Annotated in this window: 13 protein-coding genes; 8 read left to right on the top strand and 5 right to left on the bottom strand. The window is 46.5% G+C overall.

Going from position 1 to position 18,547, the window contains the following annotated elements; translation table 11 throughout:
• Positions 1 to 31 precede the first annotated feature (31 nt).
• The 6 genes from CWI78_RS11130 (at position 32) to CWI78_RS11105 (ending at position 6,943) form a co-directional block, all read left to right on the top strand.
• Positions 32 to 2,332, top strand: coding sequence for a S9 family peptidase (locus CWI78_RS11130; RefSeq protein ID WP_126782881.1), 2,301 nt, complete (start codon positions 32 to 34; stop codon positions 2,330 to 2,332).
• A gap of 138 nt (positions 2,333 to 2,470) precedes the next feature.
• On the top strand, positions 2,471 to 3,823 hold the full coding sequence (gorA, locus tag CWI78_RS11125; protein WP_126782880.1) for a glutathione-disulfide reductase: 1,353 nt from the start codon (positions 2,471 to 2,473) through the stop codon (positions 3,821 to 3,823).
• 235 nt (positions 3,824 to 4,058) lie between these two features.
• The gene (locus tag CWI78_RS11120; RefSeq protein ID WP_126782879.1) at positions 4,059 to 4,700 is read left to right on the top strand and encodes a hypothetical protein; all 642 of its coding nucleotides are present in this window, start codon (positions 4,059 to 4,061) and stop codon (positions 4,698 to 4,700) included.
• Positions 4,693 to 5,445, top strand: a complete 753-nt coding sequence (locus tag CWI78_RS11115) for a DUF3307 domain-containing protein (RefSeq protein WP_126782878.1) — start codon at positions 4,693 to 4,695, stop codon at positions 5,443 to 5,445. Before CWI78_RS11120 ends, CWI78_RS11115 begins: the two co-directional genes overlap by 8 nt.
• A 38-nt stretch (positions 5,446 to 5,483) precedes the next feature.
• Positions 5,484 to 6,404 (top strand): pirin family protein, encoded by a 921-nt coding sequence (locus CWI78_RS11110; RefSeq protein WP_126782877.1) that lies wholly within the window; start codon positions 5,484 to 5,486, stop codon positions 6,402 to 6,404.
• Between the two features lie 23 nt (positions 6,405 to 6,427).
• Positions 6,428 to 6,943 carry an SRPBCC domain-containing protein gene (locus CWI78_RS11105; protein ID WP_126782876.1) on the top strand — a complete coding sequence of 172 codons (516 nt, stop codon included), beginning with the start codon at positions 6,428 to 6,430 and terminating at the stop codon, positions 6,941 to 6,943.
• Here CWI78_RS11105 and CWI78_RS11100 read toward each other — a convergent pair.
• Both CWI78_RS11100 and CWI78_RS11095 read right to left on the bottom strand, forming a co-directional pair.
• On the bottom strand, positions 6,940 to 7,278 hold the full coding sequence (locus CWI78_RS11100) for a YnfA family protein (RefSeq protein WP_126782875.1): 339 nt from the start codon (positions 7,276 to 7,278) through the stop codon (positions 6,940 to 6,942). The genes CWI78_RS11105 and CWI78_RS11100 overlap by 4 nt on opposite strands.
• A gap of 86 nt (positions 7,279 to 7,364) precedes the next feature.
• Positions 7,365 to 8,039 carry a hypothetical protein gene (locus CWI78_RS11095; RefSeq protein ID WP_126782874.1) on the bottom strand — a complete coding sequence of 225 codons (675 nt, stop codon included), beginning with the start codon at positions 8,037 to 8,039 and terminating at the stop codon, positions 7,365 to 7,367.
• Positions 8,040 to 8,182: 143 nt separating this feature from the next.
• Here CWI78_RS11095 and CWI78_RS11090 point away from each other — a divergent pair, with 143 nt between their 5' ends.
• Together CWI78_RS11090 and CWI78_RS11085 are read left to right on the top strand one after the other, a co-directional pair.
• A complete protein-coding gene (locus tag CWI78_RS11090) occupies positions 8,183 to 11,056 on the top strand; it encodes an insulinase family protein (RefSeq protein WP_126782873.1) in 2,874 nt (957 codons plus the stop codon).
• 21 nt (positions 11,057 to 11,077) lie between these two features.
• A complete protein-coding gene (locus CWI78_RS11085) occupies positions 11,078 to 12,694 on the top strand; it encodes a serine hydrolase domain-containing protein (protein ID WP_126782872.1) in 1,617 nt (538 codons plus the stop codon).
• A gap of 2 nt (positions 12,695 to 12,696) precedes the next feature.
• On the opposite strand, the gene gdhA is transcribed toward CWI78_RS11085, so the two are convergent.
• The 3 genes from gdhA to CWI78_RS11070 form a co-directional block, all read right to left on the bottom strand.
• A complete protein-coding gene (gene gdhA, locus CWI78_RS11080; RefSeq protein WP_126782871.1) occupies positions 12,697 to 14,049 on the bottom strand; it encodes an NADP-specific glutamate dehydrogenase in 1,353 nt (450 codons plus the stop codon).
• A gap of 137 nt (positions 14,050 to 14,186) precedes the next feature.
• Complete coding sequence (locus CWI78_RS11075; protein ID WP_126782870.1) at positions 14,187 to 17,159, bottom strand: TonB-dependent receptor; 2,973 nt, start codon at positions 17,157 to 17,159, stop codon at positions 14,187 to 14,189.
• Between the two features lie 191 nt (positions 17,160 to 17,350).
• Positions 17,351 to 18,547, bottom strand: coding sequence for a GGDEF domain-containing protein (locus CWI78_RS11070; protein WP_126782869.1), 1,197 nt, complete (start codon positions 18,545 to 18,547; stop codon positions 17,351 to 17,353).

Here is an 18,547-nt window from a genome sequence, read left to right as displayed (position 1 = left end):
TCGTTAATAAATCAGAATAAAGGTAAATGTCATGTCTGACACCTCTTTTCGCTCTTTGCGTTTAATGGCCGGCGTTACGGCCATTATCACCTTAAGCGCCTGTAGTAATCTGGGTGGTACACAGCCCGCCGAAGAATCAAAGCCGGCTGAAGTTACGGGAAGTAGCCAGCTCACATCTGAAAAGATTTTTGCCAGCGATACGTTTCGTGTTGATCGCCCGGCGCCCACCCGTTGGTTGAAAAACGGCTCAGGTTACACCACTCTGGAACAATCTGATTCAGCCGATGGCCGCGATATTGTGCGCTATCATCCGGAGACTAACGAACGCACCGTGTTAGTCAGCGCCGAACAGCTTACCCCGAAAGGTAAGGACTCAGCTCTGGATATTGCCGATTACGTCTGGTCTGACGATGGCGATAAAGTGCTTATTTTCACCAATACCAAACGCTCATGGCGTACTCATACGCTGGGCGACTACTGGGTACTAGACCGCAGCAGCAACGAACTGCGAAAACTTGGCGGTAATGCCCCCGAGTCGACCCTGCAGTTTGCCAAGTTTAATCCGCAGGGCACCAAAGTCGCCTACGTTATGCAGAACAACATTTACGTACAGGATCTCGGTAGTTTTCGCATTACCTCTCTGACCGATGACGGCAACGAAACCATTGTGAACGGCACCTTTGACTGGGTGAATGAAGAAGAATTCTTCCTGCGTGACGGTTTCCGCTGGAGCCCGGACGGTCAGCACATTGCTTACTGGCAGCTGGACACAGAGGGTACGCCGGTATTCACCATGATCAACAACACCGACGAACTCTACCCGACGTTAAAAGAGTTTCCTTATCCAAAAGTAGGCGAAACCAACGCCGCTATGCGCATTGGCGTTATGCCCGCCAGCGGTGGTAAAACCCAATGGATGGATATTCCCGGCGACCCGCGCCAACATTATCTGGTGCGTATGAACTGGGCAGGCAACAGTGAAAAGTTATTGATTCAGCAACTCACTCGCAAGCAACACATAAATCGTGCCTTTATCAGTGACATTGAAACTGGTCGTAGCCAGGAATTATTAAGAGAAAATACCGACTCGTGGGCCGAGTATGTAGACGACATTCACTTTTTAAATGATGGTCGCGAATTTACCTGGCTAAGCGAGCGCAGCGGTTACCGTCATATTTATCGTGTGCAACGCGACTCGGGCAGAACCACGGTCATCACCCGCGGTAACTGGGACGTTGTCGAAGTGCTGCGTGTGAACGAAGAAGATGGCTGGGTGTATTTTATTGCCTCACCTGAAACGCCATTAGAACGCTATTTATTCCGCGCCAGCTTAGACGGCAGTGGTCGTTTAGAACGTCTGACCCCGGGCATGGAAGGCACCCACAGCTACAGTATTTCGCAAGACGCTAAATACGCAGAACATACTTTTCACTCTGTGAACCAAGTGCCTGTTACCAAGATGATTTCATTGCCGGATCATAAAGCTATTCGTACGGTAGTGGACAACAGTGACGTGCAACAGGCGATTGAAAGCGTTGAGAAGCAGCCGGTAGAATTCTTCCGTGTGGAAGCACGCGACGGACTGGAACTGGATGGCTACATTATGAAGCCAACCGACTTTGATCCGAGCAAAGAATACCCCATTTTGTTCTACGTTTACGGCGAACCCTGGGGGCAGACTGTGGCCAATAAATGGGGTGGCTCACTGTATTTGTGGCACACCATGCTGACGCAGCAGGGCTATATTGTGGCCTCTATTGATAACCGTGGTACCAAGTCACCACGCGGCTTTGACTGGCGCCGTTCTATTTACAAAAATCTGGGCGTTGTCACCGTTCGCGATCAGTACGATGCGTTGCAACAAATGCTGGAACGCTGGGACTTTATTGATGAAAGCCGTGTCGGTATTTGGGGACACAGCGGCGGTGGTTCGCAAACCCTGAACGCGTTATTCCGTTACCCTGATGCTTACCACATGGGTATGGCGCTAGCACCGGTACCCGATTTGACCTTGTACGACACCATTTATCAGGAACGGTACTCTGGTTTGTTGCCTGAGTCGGCAGAGCGCTATGAGGAAACCTCGGCGATTACTCATGCAGAGAACCTGGAAGGTGACTTATTGTTAGTACATGGTACCGGAGACGATAACGTCCACTTTCAAGGCAGCGAACGGCTGGTGAATGAGTTAATTAAACACGGTAAGCAATTTGAGTTTTTTGCCTACCCGAACCGCTCTCACGGCATTTACGAAGGTGAAGGCACAACGTTGCACCTGCGTACTATGATGACCGAGTTCGTCAAAGAGCAGTTACCTGCCGATGGTCGTTAAAAGCAGCGTTATAAACTGATCTTTCGATTGCCTCTATCGGTATAAAAAGCATGACAACCCCGTGTCTTTATTTGCAAGATACGGGGTTTTTATTCAAGATATGCGCAGTTTTTGAATTAAGCACAGGAGTTAAGCAGTATGAGCAGACATTATGACTATCTTGCGATAGGTGCCGGTAGTGGCGGTATTGCCTCAGCCAACCGCGCAGCAATTCGTGGCGCGAAAGCCGCTGTTATTGAAGCGAACTCGGTTGGCGGCACCTGCGTGAACCTAGGCTGTGTCCCTAAGAAAGTCATGTGGTATGGCGCTCATATTGCCGAAGCCATAAAATACTCGCCTTCATACGGCTTCGACCTTGAACAAAAAGGCTTCGACTGGGCCACCATGGTTCAGAATCGTGAAGCCTATATTGAACGTATTCACGGCGGTTACCATCGCGGCTTTCAGGGCAACGGTGTCGAATTTATTGAAGGCTTTGCCACCTTCGTTGACCACAAAACGGTTGAAGTTAACGGCGAGAAAATTACGGCTGACCACATTACCATTGCCACCGGCGGACGCCCGATGATTCCGGAAATTCCTGGTGCTGAGCATGGTATCGACTCTGACGGCTTTTTTGCGCTTACTGAACAGCCTAAAAAAGCGGCTGTTGTTGGTGCCGGCTATATTGCGGTTGAAATTGCCGGTGTTTTCCATGCCCTGGGCACAGACACGCATCTGATGGTTCGTCGTGACCGGCCACTGCGCACGTTCGATAAGGACATTACCGACGGCTTGCTAGAGCGCATGAAACAGGATGGTCCCGAGCTTCACACCGAAACAACGGTTCAAAAAGTGGTTAAACAAGATGATGGCACCTTAACGCTGCACTTTGAAAATGGTCAGTCAATGGAGGGCGTGGACTGTTTAGTGTGGGCAATAGGTCGCGTACCCGCCACCGATAAAATCAATTTAGAGTGCACCGGTGTAGAACTGGATAATGACGGCTATATCAACGTCGATAAGTTCCAGAATACGAACGTGCAAGGCATTTACGCCGTTGGCGATAATACCGGCGCTGCCGCACTAACACCTGTCGCTATCAAGGCCGGACGTTTGCTCGCGGAGCGCTTGTTTAACAACATGCCCAACGCACACATGGACTACGAAAATATTCCTACCGTTGTGTTCAGTCACCCGACCATTGGTACCGTTGGTCTAAGCGAAGAAGACGCGAAACTCAAATACGGTGAAGACAACATTAGCGTGTACAAGTCATCGTTCGCGGCAATGTACAACGCTGTCACCCCACACCGTGCCCTCAGCTACTTTAAGCTGGTTTGCCATGGTCAGGAAGAAAAAGTGGTTGGCATTCACGGTATTGGCGAAGGCATGGATGAGATCTTACAAGGCTTCGCCGTAGCGCTGAAAATGGGTGCGACGAAAGCCGATTTAGACTCAACTGTGGCTCTGCATCCAACCAGTGCTGAGGAGTTTGTTACTCTACGCTAACTGAAATACTGGGCCCTCTGAGAGAATCAGAGGGCCTCAGCCCCCCACTTACTCCTTCATACCGCTTTTCATGTATCGTCCCTTCACTCATAACAGCTCGGCTCTTCAGGAGTCGCCAGAAAGTCGCTTAGATGTAACTCAATTTAGTTACATTTGAAAAAGTAACCAAAAACGGCTACATTCTTTAATGTAACTACAATCGGTTACTTTTCTTTCGGCTCATTTGGACAATCATATGAAGAAGCACGTTATAGCAGTTATCACCGGTGACATCGTTGACTCACGAAGTTTGAGTTCACCGCATTATGATGAGCTACTAAAACAGCTTAAAAACGAGCTGACCTCCTTTGAAGCCAGCAACAAGGCTACTTTCGATATCTACCGGGGCGACTCTTTTCAAATCACCTTTTTTTGTCCCCGGGCAGCTTTAAAAGCTGCAATATTGATTCGACTTAAGCTCAAATCTAATAATTATAAAATCGACGTGCGTCAGAGTATCGCCATCGGTAACGTAAAAGATCTAAGAAAGGATGTGAAAACTTCTACTGGGCAAGCCTTTATTTTATCGGGTAAACACCTCGATGAAATGAAGTCACATCGCCTCGTGTTTAGCTCGGAAAACAAACTGTTAAACCGTCATATTCCTATTGTTGTGAAGTTACTCGACACTCATCTTAGCTCTTTAACATCCACGCAATCTGAAGCACTCTATTTTTATTTAATGGATGACTCACAAACGCACGCCCAGTTGGCAAATAAGCTGAACAAAAGCCGTGCTAATACGACAAAAATACTTAATGGCAGTGAATATCTACTTGTTGCTGACTCGATTCACTATTTTGAGACACTGGTTCGTGAGGAGCTAAATCATGATTGATCACTTTGTCATACTGGCTCTGTTAATTTTGGCTCATGTTGTCGGTGACTTCTATTTGCAAACCGGTCGCAGCATAAAAAGTAAGTCCTCTAAAGAAGCTAAAGTCTCATTACTGGCAAACCTTAGGCACGCAGGGTCTCATACCTTTCTGGCTCTTATCGTTCTGTCGTTTACCTCAAGCTTTGAGTTCGCTCTGATATGGGCAAGTTTCGTTATCGGTGGCACTCATTTCGTGATTGATCTCATTAAATCACGCTTGTCTAAATGCAAAGGTTCGCTACTCTGTTTTACCGTCGATCAGTTGCTACACTCAATTGTTATTCTCAGTGTCTGGGCATACCTATTCGGCTACTTTGCCTTTATCAATCTGGGCACACTGCAAGAAGCGCTCACGTTGGAGTTTGTCGCAGTCGCACTTGCTTACCTGCTAATTTTAAGGCCAACTTCTCTTCTTATTCAGTTCGTACTCCGACCCTGGCGTTTATCAAATAAAGTCGACAGTAATAATCAAGACGCCGATGAACAACTGGATAAAGCTGGCTCCTTAATTGGTATTCTAGAGCGATTTATTATTTTAACGCTTATTTTAATGAATCAATTTACCGCTATTGGACTCGTTATTGCGGCAAAGTCAATTCTGCGATTCAAAGAAGAGAGCAAACACGAATATGTCTTGCTAGGCACAATCACTAGCCTCGCCATTGTTTTGCTCATAGGCTTAATCACTCAGTCATTACTGAATTAGCTGCTAGTATTAAATGCAAAAATTCACCGAGGTGTTCCATGAGCAATACTCTTAACAAGGCCGAACAAAGTTGTGATTCGCGTCAACAACCCTCATCAACAATAGACGTCATTGTTGAGCCCCGGGACAGCGACTTAGGCGGTTTTTATGTTCGCCGCGCACTACCAACCCGACAAAAGCGCATGGTTGGCCCGTGGATTTTCTTTGATGAAATGGGCCCAGCTCAGTTTTCGGCAGGAGAAGGCATTAATGTCGCACCACACCCACACATAGGACTATCCACCGTCACCTACCTATTCGACGGTGAAATGCTGCACCGGGACTCAATTGGCAGCTATCAGGTGATTAAGCCCGGCGATATCAACCTGATGGTCGCTGGCAAAGGGGTGACGCACTCGGAAAGAGAACACCCGGAAGTCACCGCCCGAGACCATAGCCTTCATGGCCTGCAACTCTGGCTAGCGTTACCTGAGCACCACGAACAGACGAACCCTGCCTTTTATCATGTCCCATCGGCCGATATTCCGTCGGTTAACGCAGACGGAGTTTCGCTTCGAATCATGATAGGTGAAGCTTACGGAGTCAAATCGCCAGTACCCACCCCATCTGAGACTTTGTATGCGGAAGCACGTTTCGATTCCGGTCAAAAACTGACGTTACCAGCAGCGGAAGAATTAGCTGTTTATATCGTCTCTGGCTGCCTAAATTCAGACGGTGAACAACTAAACGCAAGAACATTGGTGGTATTTAAGCCTGAGGCACAGCCAGTGATTAAAGCGCAAGAGCCGTCGCATATTGTCATTATTGGCGGCAGCTCACTGGGTAACCGCTTTATTAACTGGAATTTTGTGTCGTCTGACAAACAGCGTATAGAGCAAGCAAGAAAGGATTGGCAGAATCAACGGTTCGATAAAGTCGTTGGCGATGAAGATGAATTCATTCCTCTGCCAACACTTTAATAATAATCCTACGGGTATAACTCATGAAAAATTTACTTATCGTTACTGCTATAGCCGCCCCACTTCTCTTTTCAGTGAACACAAAGGCAGAGGTTATTTCCTCTTCAGAGAACGGCTTTCAATTAAAACTTGAGCAACCCTTTGAAGGGAGTGCAAAAACAGGATACAACGCTTTTGTCGATAGCGTTGGCAACTGGTGGCTTAGCGATCACACCTGGTTCGGTGACGCCACAAAGCTCTCAATTGATGCAACCGCCGGCGGCTGCTTCTGTGAGGTTAACGGTGATCATGAAGCACTGCACATGGAAGTGACTTACGTACAGCCAAACAAAACACTGCGGTTAGTTGGAGGGTTAGGTCCGTTACAATCATTGGGCATGAGCGGCACCATGACTCTGCAATTTTCAGGTAACAACGTCACCCTGGAATATATTGTCGGCGGTTATCCAAGCACTGACTTTACCAAGCTTGCTCCTATTGTGGACAACGTTCTGTCTCAACAGCTGGCTTCTTTAAGCCAATATATTGAGAAAAACTAATGATTCCAGCCTGCCGCTATTATGGCCATTCCGGTTAAAGTGAAAGCCGCACCTATGGCATCGTAAGTAGATAACGATGCCCCTTCAACCGCTTTTAGCCAAAGTAATGCTGTTACCACATACACACCACCATAAGCGGCATAAACTCGGCCACTTTCGGCCGGGTGCAAGGTGAGCAGCCAGGCAAATAATGCCAAACTAATAGCCGCGGGAATCAATAGCCACATGCTTCCATCTTTTTTCAACCACAGGTAGGGTAAGTAACAGCCTATAATCTCAGCAATTGCTGTAATAAAAAAGAGCCCAAGCGTTTTGGCTATTAGCAAAAGAGACATGTTCAGAGCCTTCCGTTAGCAGGGAATAAAGACGCATTATTTACTACAATACCAAACCTCTGGCGACTAATGGATAAAATTGGTTGTTAGTAGTTAATAATCATAAACTCACAACCTACCGGTAGTATGGTGTTTTTGCTTTTAGTCACCACCAGTTTATCGGCTGTTTTCATACCGGCATAAGTTTTTACCTCAACCTGCGAAAACTTAAATGTCACAGGCTCTTCGACGCCTTTAAAGTTAGCGTAGACTGTCTCAGGCAATATCGGTTGATAACTTCCCGTATAAGAAATAATTTCTTCACCTTCAATGTCCAGGCTAACTTCTGTTTTACTTTGAAACTCAAGAATCATGCGTTGACCATTGCAGGTTCCCTCGCTGCCGCGCAGTACAGGAGGAAGGACTAACTCTTCAGCGTCTCCTCTTATATAAAGCCCCACATTACGACCTTTGTAATAATGCTTTTGCTGATAAAACTTTTTATAACTTACTGGAGAGTAATTCTGCTGACGAATAACTTGCTCGAGTTTATCGAAAAACGCCAAATCTTCATTCGCAGGGTTAGTCGCGACAACGACATCCGGAAATTCCTCCGGAATTCTCACATTGGAAGTTATTTTGACCTGAAAGTCATTCTCAGATAACGCAGTCACCAATTCTTGCCTATCTTTTTCCGGCAACCGTTCAATCGTTAAAAATACAGTCGGAGAGGCACAACCGATGAGTACTATGCATGCCCCTATTAAAGTAAACCATTTCATTTTTAACATCCCTGTATCCAACTCAGTGATTTAACTCTCACAATCTGTTACAAATTAGTCAACAAATAGTTAACAGGCGTACTTTAATAACGCCGGCAATCCTCGCTATTATGGTTCTATAATTATTAAAGGGAACCTACTCTATGAAAAAGTTACTACTCGCGAGCGCTATTAGCTCAGCCCTATTAGCAGCAGGCTGCAGCCAGCCTGTTACCGAAACCAACACGGCTCAAAATGCGGTAGCCGGCGAAGTCATTAAAAGCCCGAACGACCAACGGGAGTATCGCGTACTGACGCTGGATAACAATATAGAGATCATGCTGGTGTCTGATCCGAATACGGATAAATCAGCAGCTTCTTTAAGCGTCGGTGTTGGCTTACTACAGGATCCTGAAACTCAACAAGGCATGGCACACTATTTAGAGCACATGCTGTTCCTGGGCACCGAGAAATACCCTGACACGAATGGTTACAGCGAGTTTATGAGTAATAACGGTGGTAGTCAGAATGCTTATACCTGGCTGGATATCACCAACTACATGTTTAAGGTCAATAACGATGCCTATGATGAGGGTCTGGATCGTTTTTCTGACTTCTTTAAAGCCCCTAAATTATACCCAGAGTACGTTGATAAAGAGCGTAATGCGGTCAATGCTGAATGGTCAATGCGCCGCGAAATGGACTTCTTTGGGCAATTTAAACTAGGCCGTCTGCTTTTGGGTGATCACCCGTCTAACCGTTTCCTTATTGGGAACCTGGATAGCCTGAGCGACAAAGAAAACAGTGAACTGCATAAAGAAACCGTCGATTTTTATAACCGCTTCTACTCGTCCAATATCATGAAAGTTGCGATGATCAGTGACCGCTCGTTAGAAGAAATGGAAACACTTGCCCGCAAACACTTTGCCAGTATTGAAGATGACGGTATTGATGAGCCGGAAGTCAGTGCTCAAATTAACTTCGACGATGTCGGTAAAAAACGCATTCATTATGTGCCTAATGAAGATGTTAAACAGCTGAAACTTGAGTTCATTATTAACGACAACCAGGACCAGTTCGCGGTTAAACCAAACCGTTATGTCAGCTATTTGCTTGGTTCTGAAATGCCGGGCACACCAGCACAGCAGCTGAAAGATGCCGGTCTTATCGCCAACTTAAATGCATCGGCGCAGCCAACTTTCTACGGTAACTACGGTGTACTGACAATTGACGTTGAGCTAACAGATTCCGGCATGCAGCAACGTGAAGATATCCTCGCACTTATCATGCAATACATTGATGAAGTTCGAGAAAAAGGCGTTGATGAGAAATACTTTAATGAAATAAAAACCAGCCTGAGCAATCGTTTCCGCTTCTTAGAAAAAGGCGACGAATTCAGCTACGTTTCTAACTTAGCTGAAGCCATGCAAAACTTCCCGGCTGAGTACGCTATCAGTGCGCCTTATGAGTACCAGCAGTTTGACCCTGAGGCAATTCGGTCCGTGCTGTCTCAACTAACTCCGGAGCATTTGCGTGTTTGGTACATCAGCCAGGACGAACCTCACGATAGCGAACTTGATTTTTACGAAGGTAAATACAAAGTTGTCGATATCCCGAATGAGGAAGTCGCAAGCTGGGAACAAGAGCCGAAAATGGCCATTAATCTGCCTAAAGTAAATACGCTCTTACCGGAAAACTTTGCCATTAAACAAAATGACGCTTTCGATAAACCCAAAGTGGTTATCGAAGAAACGGGTATTCAAGTCTGGCAGTACCCAAGCCAGTTATACAGTGACCAACCCCGTGGTGTATTGAATATTCAGCTGAATAACGCTGCGCCGCTGCAAAACGTGAAGGCGAGTGTCTTAACCGCATTGTGGCGCGACTTATACAATATGAACATTAGCGCTCTGGATACCGAGGCCAATATTGCGGGTATGAACCTTGACCTTAGCGACGGTACCGGGCTCACCCTGACGGTATCAGGCTTTACCGATAAACAGTCGCAGCTGCTTGAGCGGGCCATTGGTAACTTGAGCTTCGATGTTGAAGAGCAAGCCTTTAACCAAGCGGTTGACCGTTATGTCAGAGAGCTTCAGAACAAAGGGCAGCAATTCCCGATTTATCAAAGTTTTGATGCCTACGGACAGCTAATTCGCGAAGGTGGCTTCAACCAGGACGACTTAATTGAGACAGCTAAGACGCTAACGCCGGCAGACTTGTCTGGCTTTATTGGCACTCTATTGAGCAATAATGCCATTCGCATCTTCGCTTTTGGTAACTACGATCACGCTGACCTGAAAGACTCCGTCAAACGTATCCAAACCAGTTTGCCGGACAATCGCGACGTCACAGAGTTTGAGCCAGCGCAGTTCTGGAAACCAGAGCCAGGCCAATCGATTGTATTACGCCGTGACTTAGACGTTGCCGACGTCGCCCTGGTTGATGCTCATATTCATCCACAGCCTGGCTTTGAAGCGTTAGCCGCCGGAAGCGTTCTGCAAAGTCATTTCCGCACTGTCGCTTTTGACACCTTGCGAACAGAAGAGCAGCTTGCCTATGCTGTGGGTGCTTTTGCACCAAACCTGGATCATTACGCAGGTTTCGGACTGTACATTCAGACTCCGGTGAAAGGTGTTGCCGACATGCAGGCACGTTTTGACAGCTTCAAACAGGAATACTGGGAAGACCTGCAGGAAATGACACAAGAAGAGTTTAACCAAATCAAGCAAAGCACCTTGATTACTCTGAACGAAAAACCTAAGAATCTCAGAGAGGAAGTCTCCCCTTTCCTTGCAGATTTAAGCTTGCAACGCTTCGAGTTCGACAGTAAAGAACAGCTAATTGACGCAGTGGAAGGTGTGACTCTGGATGATGCTAAAGCATTCTATCAGCAAACCATGTTAAACCCGGACGCGGCGCGCATTTCCGTACAGTTGCGCGGCAATAAATTCGCTGATCAACCCTACGCGGATCTCCCCAATCAGAAAGTCATTTCTGACCTGGCGGAATTCCAGCAGGAGATGAAGAAACAATAATTGAACAACGAGGCTACTAAGATGAAAACTTTCATTAAGTGGTTTATTTACTCAACTGTTGTGGTGGCAGCTTTCTGCCACCATGCTTTACAAGCTAAAGAGTACCAGAAGGAACTGGAAGGCGCATGGCGCGGAGAGCTTGTCCTTCAAGAGGGTGTTAGCATTGCGCTTGGTATTAATGTCGATAACGGCCAGCTAACTCTCGATAGCCCGAATCAGGGCATGTTTGACCACCAACCCACCAAGTTTTCAGTTAAGGGTAATAAGATAGAGTTCACCGATACAAGCCTCAAGGCCAGTTATCAGGGTGCTCTGAATGATGGCCAGTTAGAGGGCACTTTCACACAGGGTAAAGAACGCAGTATTACCATGCATAAGCTGACTCAGGAAGACAAAGCCCGTCTTACTTACGAAGCAGCCTACAAAGGCGATTTGCCCGTCAGTGAAAACTCGAGTTTACCCTTACAAGTGAATATAGCCGTTGTGCACGACGGGTATATTGCGACTTTAGACAGTCCGGCTCAGCAAAGCTTTGGTATACCTTTGACTGACGTTCATATTGATAACAACACACTCAGCTTTAAGTCGCCGATGATTCAGGCGAGTTTTAACGGGAAAAAGACAACAGAAGGCTACGAAGGAACTTTCAAACAGGGGCAGGAATTTCCTCTCACCTTCAAAAAATCCGGTTCGGATGATAAACAGGCCAGCACCCCGACACCCGAGTTGGGCAAGCACGGTGCAGCAGTTGCAATCATTGACCAAGATGATATCAAAACGCAGTTTTATGGCGAGCATGATCATAATACACAATACGAAATTGGCTCGGTCACAAAAACCATGGTGGCTTATCTACTGGCCCATGCAGTAGTTAATGAGTCTACAGCCCTTGATACTTCGATCAACAAGTTTTGGCCGCAAGCACCCGATACAGTGACTCTGGGACAACTTGCCACGCACCACAGTGGGCTGCCCCGACTTCCTGAAAATTTATTAAGCAAGGCCGACCAGACAGACCCTTACGCTCATTTTGGTCAGTCAGAATTAGAAAGTGCTTTGGCTGAGGTAGAGCCCGGTGCCAACAATTACGAATATTCCAACTTCGGGTATGGCTTACTAGCGGAGTCACTCGCTAAGAGTGCGGAAAAACCTTTTCCTGAACTGTTAAATGACGTTGTGTTTGAAACTTTCAGTATGCCGGATACTTATGTGGCAACCCGTAAAGAAAATACTTCAGGCTCCCTGTCAAAAGGACATAATGTTCTGGGTGACGTAGTACCTCACTGGCATTTTCAGTCTCTGGCCGGCGCCGGAGCTGTTGTTTCTACACTGAGTGATATGGCCAACTACACCAAAGCACTCATGCGAAAAGGTGCAGAAGGCGATGCCACTGTCGAGCAATTACTTACCCCTCAGGAAAACATTGAAGGCTGCTGCCAGCAGGCTTTAGGCTGGCTTATTAGCGAAGACGAAAACGGTAAGGCCTACGCCTGGCACAATGGACAAACAGCCGGGTTCAGTAGCTTTATTGGCTTTTACCTCGATGGCTCAAGGGCTGTCGTTATGCTAAACGCACAATCGATACCGGTAAATGATGAAGCCATTAAACGACTGACCCAGAATGCAGGAAACCAATAAGTTCAAACCACACCTTGCTCTATCATCGCATCGGCTACCTTGCGGAAGCCCGCAATATTAGCACCAAGGACTAAGTTGGACGGGTGCCCGAAATCTTCGGCAGTACGTTTCGCATCATGATAAATATTGCTCATAATACCTTTAAGCTTTTCATCCACTTCGTCAAAGTCCCAGCGCAGCATACTAGCATTCTGCACCATTTCTAACTGACTTGTCGCAACACCGCCGGCATTCGCTGCTTTTCCGGGGCCATATGCGGCACCACTTTCAATAAAGAGATCAACCGCCGCTTGCGTTGACGGCATGTTCGCCCCTTCTACAATGCATTTACAGCCATTTTCCAACAGTGACTGCGCATCTTTTGCGGTCAGCTCGTTCTGAGTTGCACAAGGGAAAGCTAAGTCGGCTTTATAACGCCAAACCGAATGGCCATCTTTGGGGTAATCGTCTCTGGGCGTATATTCCGCGTTATTATGAGTTTCAAGGTACTCTTCCAGCCGCCCCTTTTGTTCTTCTTTGATGCGCTTAACCAGGTCTAGATCAATACCTTGTTCATGGTAAATGGTGCCGCTGGAATCACTGCAGCTTATCGGTCTCGCTCCTAAGTCATACAGCTTTTCCATAGCGTATATAGCAACGTTGCCAGAGCCGGAAATTAAACAGCGCTTACCTTCTAGCGAGTCACCTTTGTCATCCATCATGCACTGTGCAAAATAGACTGCACCATACCCTGTCGCCTCTTTGCGGGCATGTGAGCCACCCCATAGAAGGCTTTTACCGGTCAATACGCCATCAAAACGGTTTGCCAGACGTTTATACTGGCCAAATAAATACCCAATTTCGCGTGAACCTACACCAATATCACCGGCAGGAACATCCGTATTGGGCCCAATGTGACGGTAAAGCTCGCTCATAAAAGACTGGCAAAATCGCATAATTTCAGCGTCGGACTTTCCTTTCGGATTAAAGTTGGCACCACCTTTACCGCCACCAATGGGTAGCCCGGTTAATGCGTTCTTAAAAATTTGCTCAAACCCAAGAAATTTAATAATGCCGGCATTAACGCTTGGGTGAAAACGTAAACCACCTTTGTAAGGTCCAAGCGCCGAGTTAAACTCAATTCGATAGCCTTTATTCACCTGAATATTGCCATCGTCATCCATCCAGGGAACCCGAAACATGATCTGTCGCTCAGGTTCAACCAAGCGTTCAATAATAGAATGTTCACGATATTTAGGCCGCTCTTCCAGAAGCGGTTCTATCGACTCCAGCACATCTTCTACCGCCTGGTAGAATTCAACTTGAGCGGGACTCGTTTGTTTTAATTTTTCAATGGTTTCTTTTATGTAGCTCATTGACCTACCTGTTATTGTGTACAGCGCATGATTTACGATTCGTACCTACTAGTAACGTATACCAGTGAGTTTAGATCGCCACAAATAAAAAAACCCGGAGAAAGCCTCCGGGTTGTTAAACGTTCCTCCAGGGAAGGTTAGAACGATAAGCGAGCGCCTAGATAAAAGCGACGAGGCTGGACCCAGTCGACGCCTTCACCAAATGCGTAAACTCCATCGCCTGCGAACAGATCCTGTTCACGACGCACCGCTTGATCATCCAGTGCGTTAAAGACATCTAGGAAGAATTCAGCTTTGTAATCATCATTGAACTTATGAGTATATTTAACTCGCAGATCTAACGTACCATAAGCGGGCGACTCTTCTGAGCCAATGGCCCCCTCCTGAACCCAAGTGTCGGTGTGACCACCGTACTCATAAGGTTCGTCAGACAATGGGGCATGACGACCGTAGAGCGCTCTGGTTTTACTGTAAACCGTTCCTGAATTCCAGTTGTATACAGCACCAACTTCTATGCCGTTATCAAACCGGTAACTACCAAACAGTTTTACAAGGTGCTCCATGTTACCAGGCTGATCGGCATAAACACCTGGAGCTCGAGGGTCTAACCAGACAAAGTCACCTTGTAAATCAGCGTTACTATCTGAGTTTGAGTTACCCTTTGCATCGTTATATGTCCACGACGCGTTAAAAAACCAGTTATTTGAAGCCGTTCTATGTTTAGTGAAAGCCACCTGCAAACCTTGATAATCACGCTTACCACCTTCCAAAGTGGCAATAACGTAGTTTGAGCCAGGGTTTTCATCGTAGCCAAAGTAAGAAAGAGGTAAGTAGAAATCTGTACCTTCTAGATCGTTAGCATAAACACCTAAATCATAGTCTTCTAAAAGGTTTCTTGTTTTCCTATCGGTATATGTCACTTCAATGCTCATGTCATCAGCAATGTTAGTGGCATAACCTAACAAGATTTCATCGGTATAAGGTGTTTCCGTGCTTGGCGCAAAAAACGCATCTTGCACCTGCTCACCACCGCGAACACGATAAGTTAACCAGCGATCTTCTAAATAAATCTGCTCATGTAAGACAGGTCCTGTCAGGTTCCCCGCAAAGTCTGTCATATTGGTACGAATTGGATCATAGTAGCGACCAACAAACCCCCAAACTTTACTTGAACCGTTTATGTCATATACAACACTGAAACGTGGGGCGACTTCCCAATCAAATTCAGCAATCTTCTCGCCTTTCGAAGAAAAGTGTTCCCAGGTTTCAGCGCGAAGACCTGCATTTACCGTCCACTGATCGATAGTCCAGGTATCTTGAACGAAGAATGTCTTGCCTTTCGTTTCCATTTTAATTGGAGCGGTTTGCTGCTCCTGAATACGATATACATTCACATCGCCATTCGGGTTACCTTCAGTAGAGTCAAACGAAACACCACTTCTTAGCTCATCAGGACTGATGGCACCATCGGCGTTCGCATCATAACGGCTTAAGTAAAGCGACGAGTCTTCACTAGCAGACATATTGTCAATTAGGCGAGATAAATCATCCGCCGACAAATCACGAGTACCCACCCAGTCATCAGCACTTAAGTAATCACCAATAGTAGAACCGGAATTTCTTGCTCCAATTGATGTGTATTGAGCGCCTTCACCGGTATAACGGCTATCCTGAATGTTTTCATTCACTGTATAAACAAAGCCAGCTTTAAGCTCATGACTACCGTAGTCGTAGGTATCAAGAAAGTACTCTAATGTGGCTTGATATTGGTCTTTGTTACGAAAGTTAATCGAATTGACACCATAACCACCTTTATCAGTATCCGCATTCGTCGGCTCAAACCCGTCCGCCGTGCGATACGCTACATCATTTCGTGTAGAGTTATCTGCAGCAATATTAGATACTTCACCTTCGTGGCTTGAAGCTTTCAAGGTTAAAATCAAATTATCCCAATAGCGCGAGTATTCTATGCGGTAGTTGTCACCACCTTGTTCCTGAGCCCGATCTCGATTGTTCAAAGTCCGCGGGTCATCAGAACCGCTGATTTCTCTTGGGTCATTAAACCAGCTAGCAACAAAGCGATCATTTACAGTCGGCTGCCAGGTTAACTTGAAAAAGCCAAGATCTTGTTCATCACTGACACTGCGAAGTTTAGTGTCGGTCACTGGATCCGTCACGTCTTCCTCACGTTCTTTGATTTGGTAGGACCCGAAGAACCACAGCTCGTCTTCGATAATTGGACCACCTAAAGTCACCGCTGTATCAAAAGTATCAAAACTATTTTGTGAAAGGTTTTCATTGTCTGCAACCAGGCTATCGTTCTGGAAGTAATAGTTAACCGAACCGCTCCATTCATTACTACCTGACTTGGTAATAACGCGAGTAACCAAACCTTGACCACCAGCGTACTCGGCTGGAATACCCCCAGTTAAAATCCTCTGTTCCTGGATAATTTCAGAGTTAATATTTGCCCCAAAAGTGCCCGTCGCATTATCAGTTACATTAACACCATCTAGATAATAGACGTTATCCGAAGACGAACCATACTCGCCACCAATATCAGAGTAGTTCACACCAGATTTAGACGATGGGTTGCCATCCAATGACGGCTTAGTACTAGGCGCTAATTGTAGATAATCCTGGAAGCTACGGGCTGTTGGTAGTGACTCAGTCATATCTAAGGTAACTGAGGTACCCGTCGTCGACGAAGTCGTATCGATTGTCGACATCGCCCGGCCAGTCACTTCAATGGTTTCAATATCGCTGCCACCGCGGCTCAACGCATAGTTAAGCTCGAATGTCTGGCCCGACGAAACACGAACATTTCCAGATTCAAAGTCTGAGTAACCCTCTTCAACAACTTCAACCTGATACTCACGAGATGGCTGCAAACCGCCTAAACGGACGTAACCACTTTCATCGGTTTCTGCTGTGCGTGAGACTAATGTATCCGGGGCGTTAACGCTTACCGTCGCATTAGGAACAGGGTTACCCTGACTATCTGTAATTTGAATACGCAGCGTACCAGTGTCTTGCGCATAAGCTGAGGACGCAACGCCCAAAGCTGCCGCAACCGACAACGCTGTCAACGTTCTTTTAAGTCTTAGCATTCTTGTTCTCCCCTTAAACAAACGCCACTAACAAAAGTGCACGTACTTCTTGTTATTTTTATTGAAACGTTCGATTTTTTGAGGTTAACCTCACTTAGACGTTAACTTTTTGTATCTATTTTGTCCAATTATTAACAAAACGTTACAAAATGAATAAGAGGAGAGTCAGTGAATCGTACACAAAATGGAACTTATTTAACGAGGACCCGATTGCGCCCGGCTTTCTTAGCGGCGTAAAGATTTTCATCAGCGCGCTTTAAAATGCTATCCGCTGTATCGTCAGGTTTTCTTATTGTTGCTCCTAAGCTAACCGTTACTTTTACAGTTTTTGTTTCATCTTTTTTACCGCGCTCTTCTTTGCCCTTACTCTTGCTCTTCGGTCGCGAGGGCTCTCGCAATTTAAGCGGGTAGTTTGCAACTTCGCTTCGTACACTTTCTAATACGTCTTTTAACTTAGCTTCATCGCTGTGAAAAAACACCAATGTAAATTCTTCGCCGCCATAGCGATAAGCTTTAAAACCTCGGTGGCTTTTCAGGATACTGCCCAGCAGCCGCAAAACCTGATCACCAACCTCGTGCCCATAGCGGTCATTAAACTTTTTGAAGTGGTCAACATCGAGCATACAAACAGCACTACGTTTACGTAAATGCTGTAACTGGCTCATCAATGCTCGCCTCTGCGGTAACTCGGTGAGTTCATCAATATAAGCCAGCTTTAACATCTGGTCAGCCAGCGCCAGCAATAATCCCGACGCAGCCGCTAATGCAGCCCAGGTGGAAGCCTGTTGATGCTGCACAACGAGCAGGAAAATCATCATTGCCAACCAGGCCGCCCATTGGCTCCAGGCAAAAGCCGAGGTAGCCTTATAAAATAGGTAGGTTGCCCAAACGCCCCCCATTGCTAAAGTCCAAAGCAGTAAACCCACAGGAAATGAGCTTTCTTTCCAATTGGGTAAAGTCAAAATACCCACCGGACTGAGCAAAACAAACACATCAGCCACCGCTGGTAACAGCAACAGTAGGGGCAAAATTCCGATGGTGACAAATGCCAGAACGCCTCTAGCGGTTAATAGCAGAGGTTTTTTTACAAAAGCTAAGAGTAACCCACTCAGCGACAGCCATACCGGCAGAGCTTCGTAAAGTTGAGAAACTTCTTTCTGCGCCAGTGGCTGCTGCAGACCAAGCTGAATCGTCGCGTAAATACCGCCAATCCAGGCGCACCAGTAAAACCAATGCCATTGACGAAAAAAGGCGGCAATTAAAAAAACCAAACCCAGCGCAGCCGAAACTGCACCGGGGACCGGAAGCGGCATTGGCTGCAGCCAACTGGGAAACCACCAGACCACCAGGGCCCAGATAATTGCCGGTAATGCCGCAAAAATAGCCAC

The organism is Idiomarina ramblicola (genome assembly GCF_003987255.1).
Lineage (GTDB): Bacteria > Pseudomonadota > Gammaproteobacteria > Enterobacterales > Alteromonadaceae > Idiomarina > Idiomarina ramblicola.
Note: the sequence above shows the minus strand (reverse complement) of the source record. Positions and strands in the feature narration are given on the sequence as shown.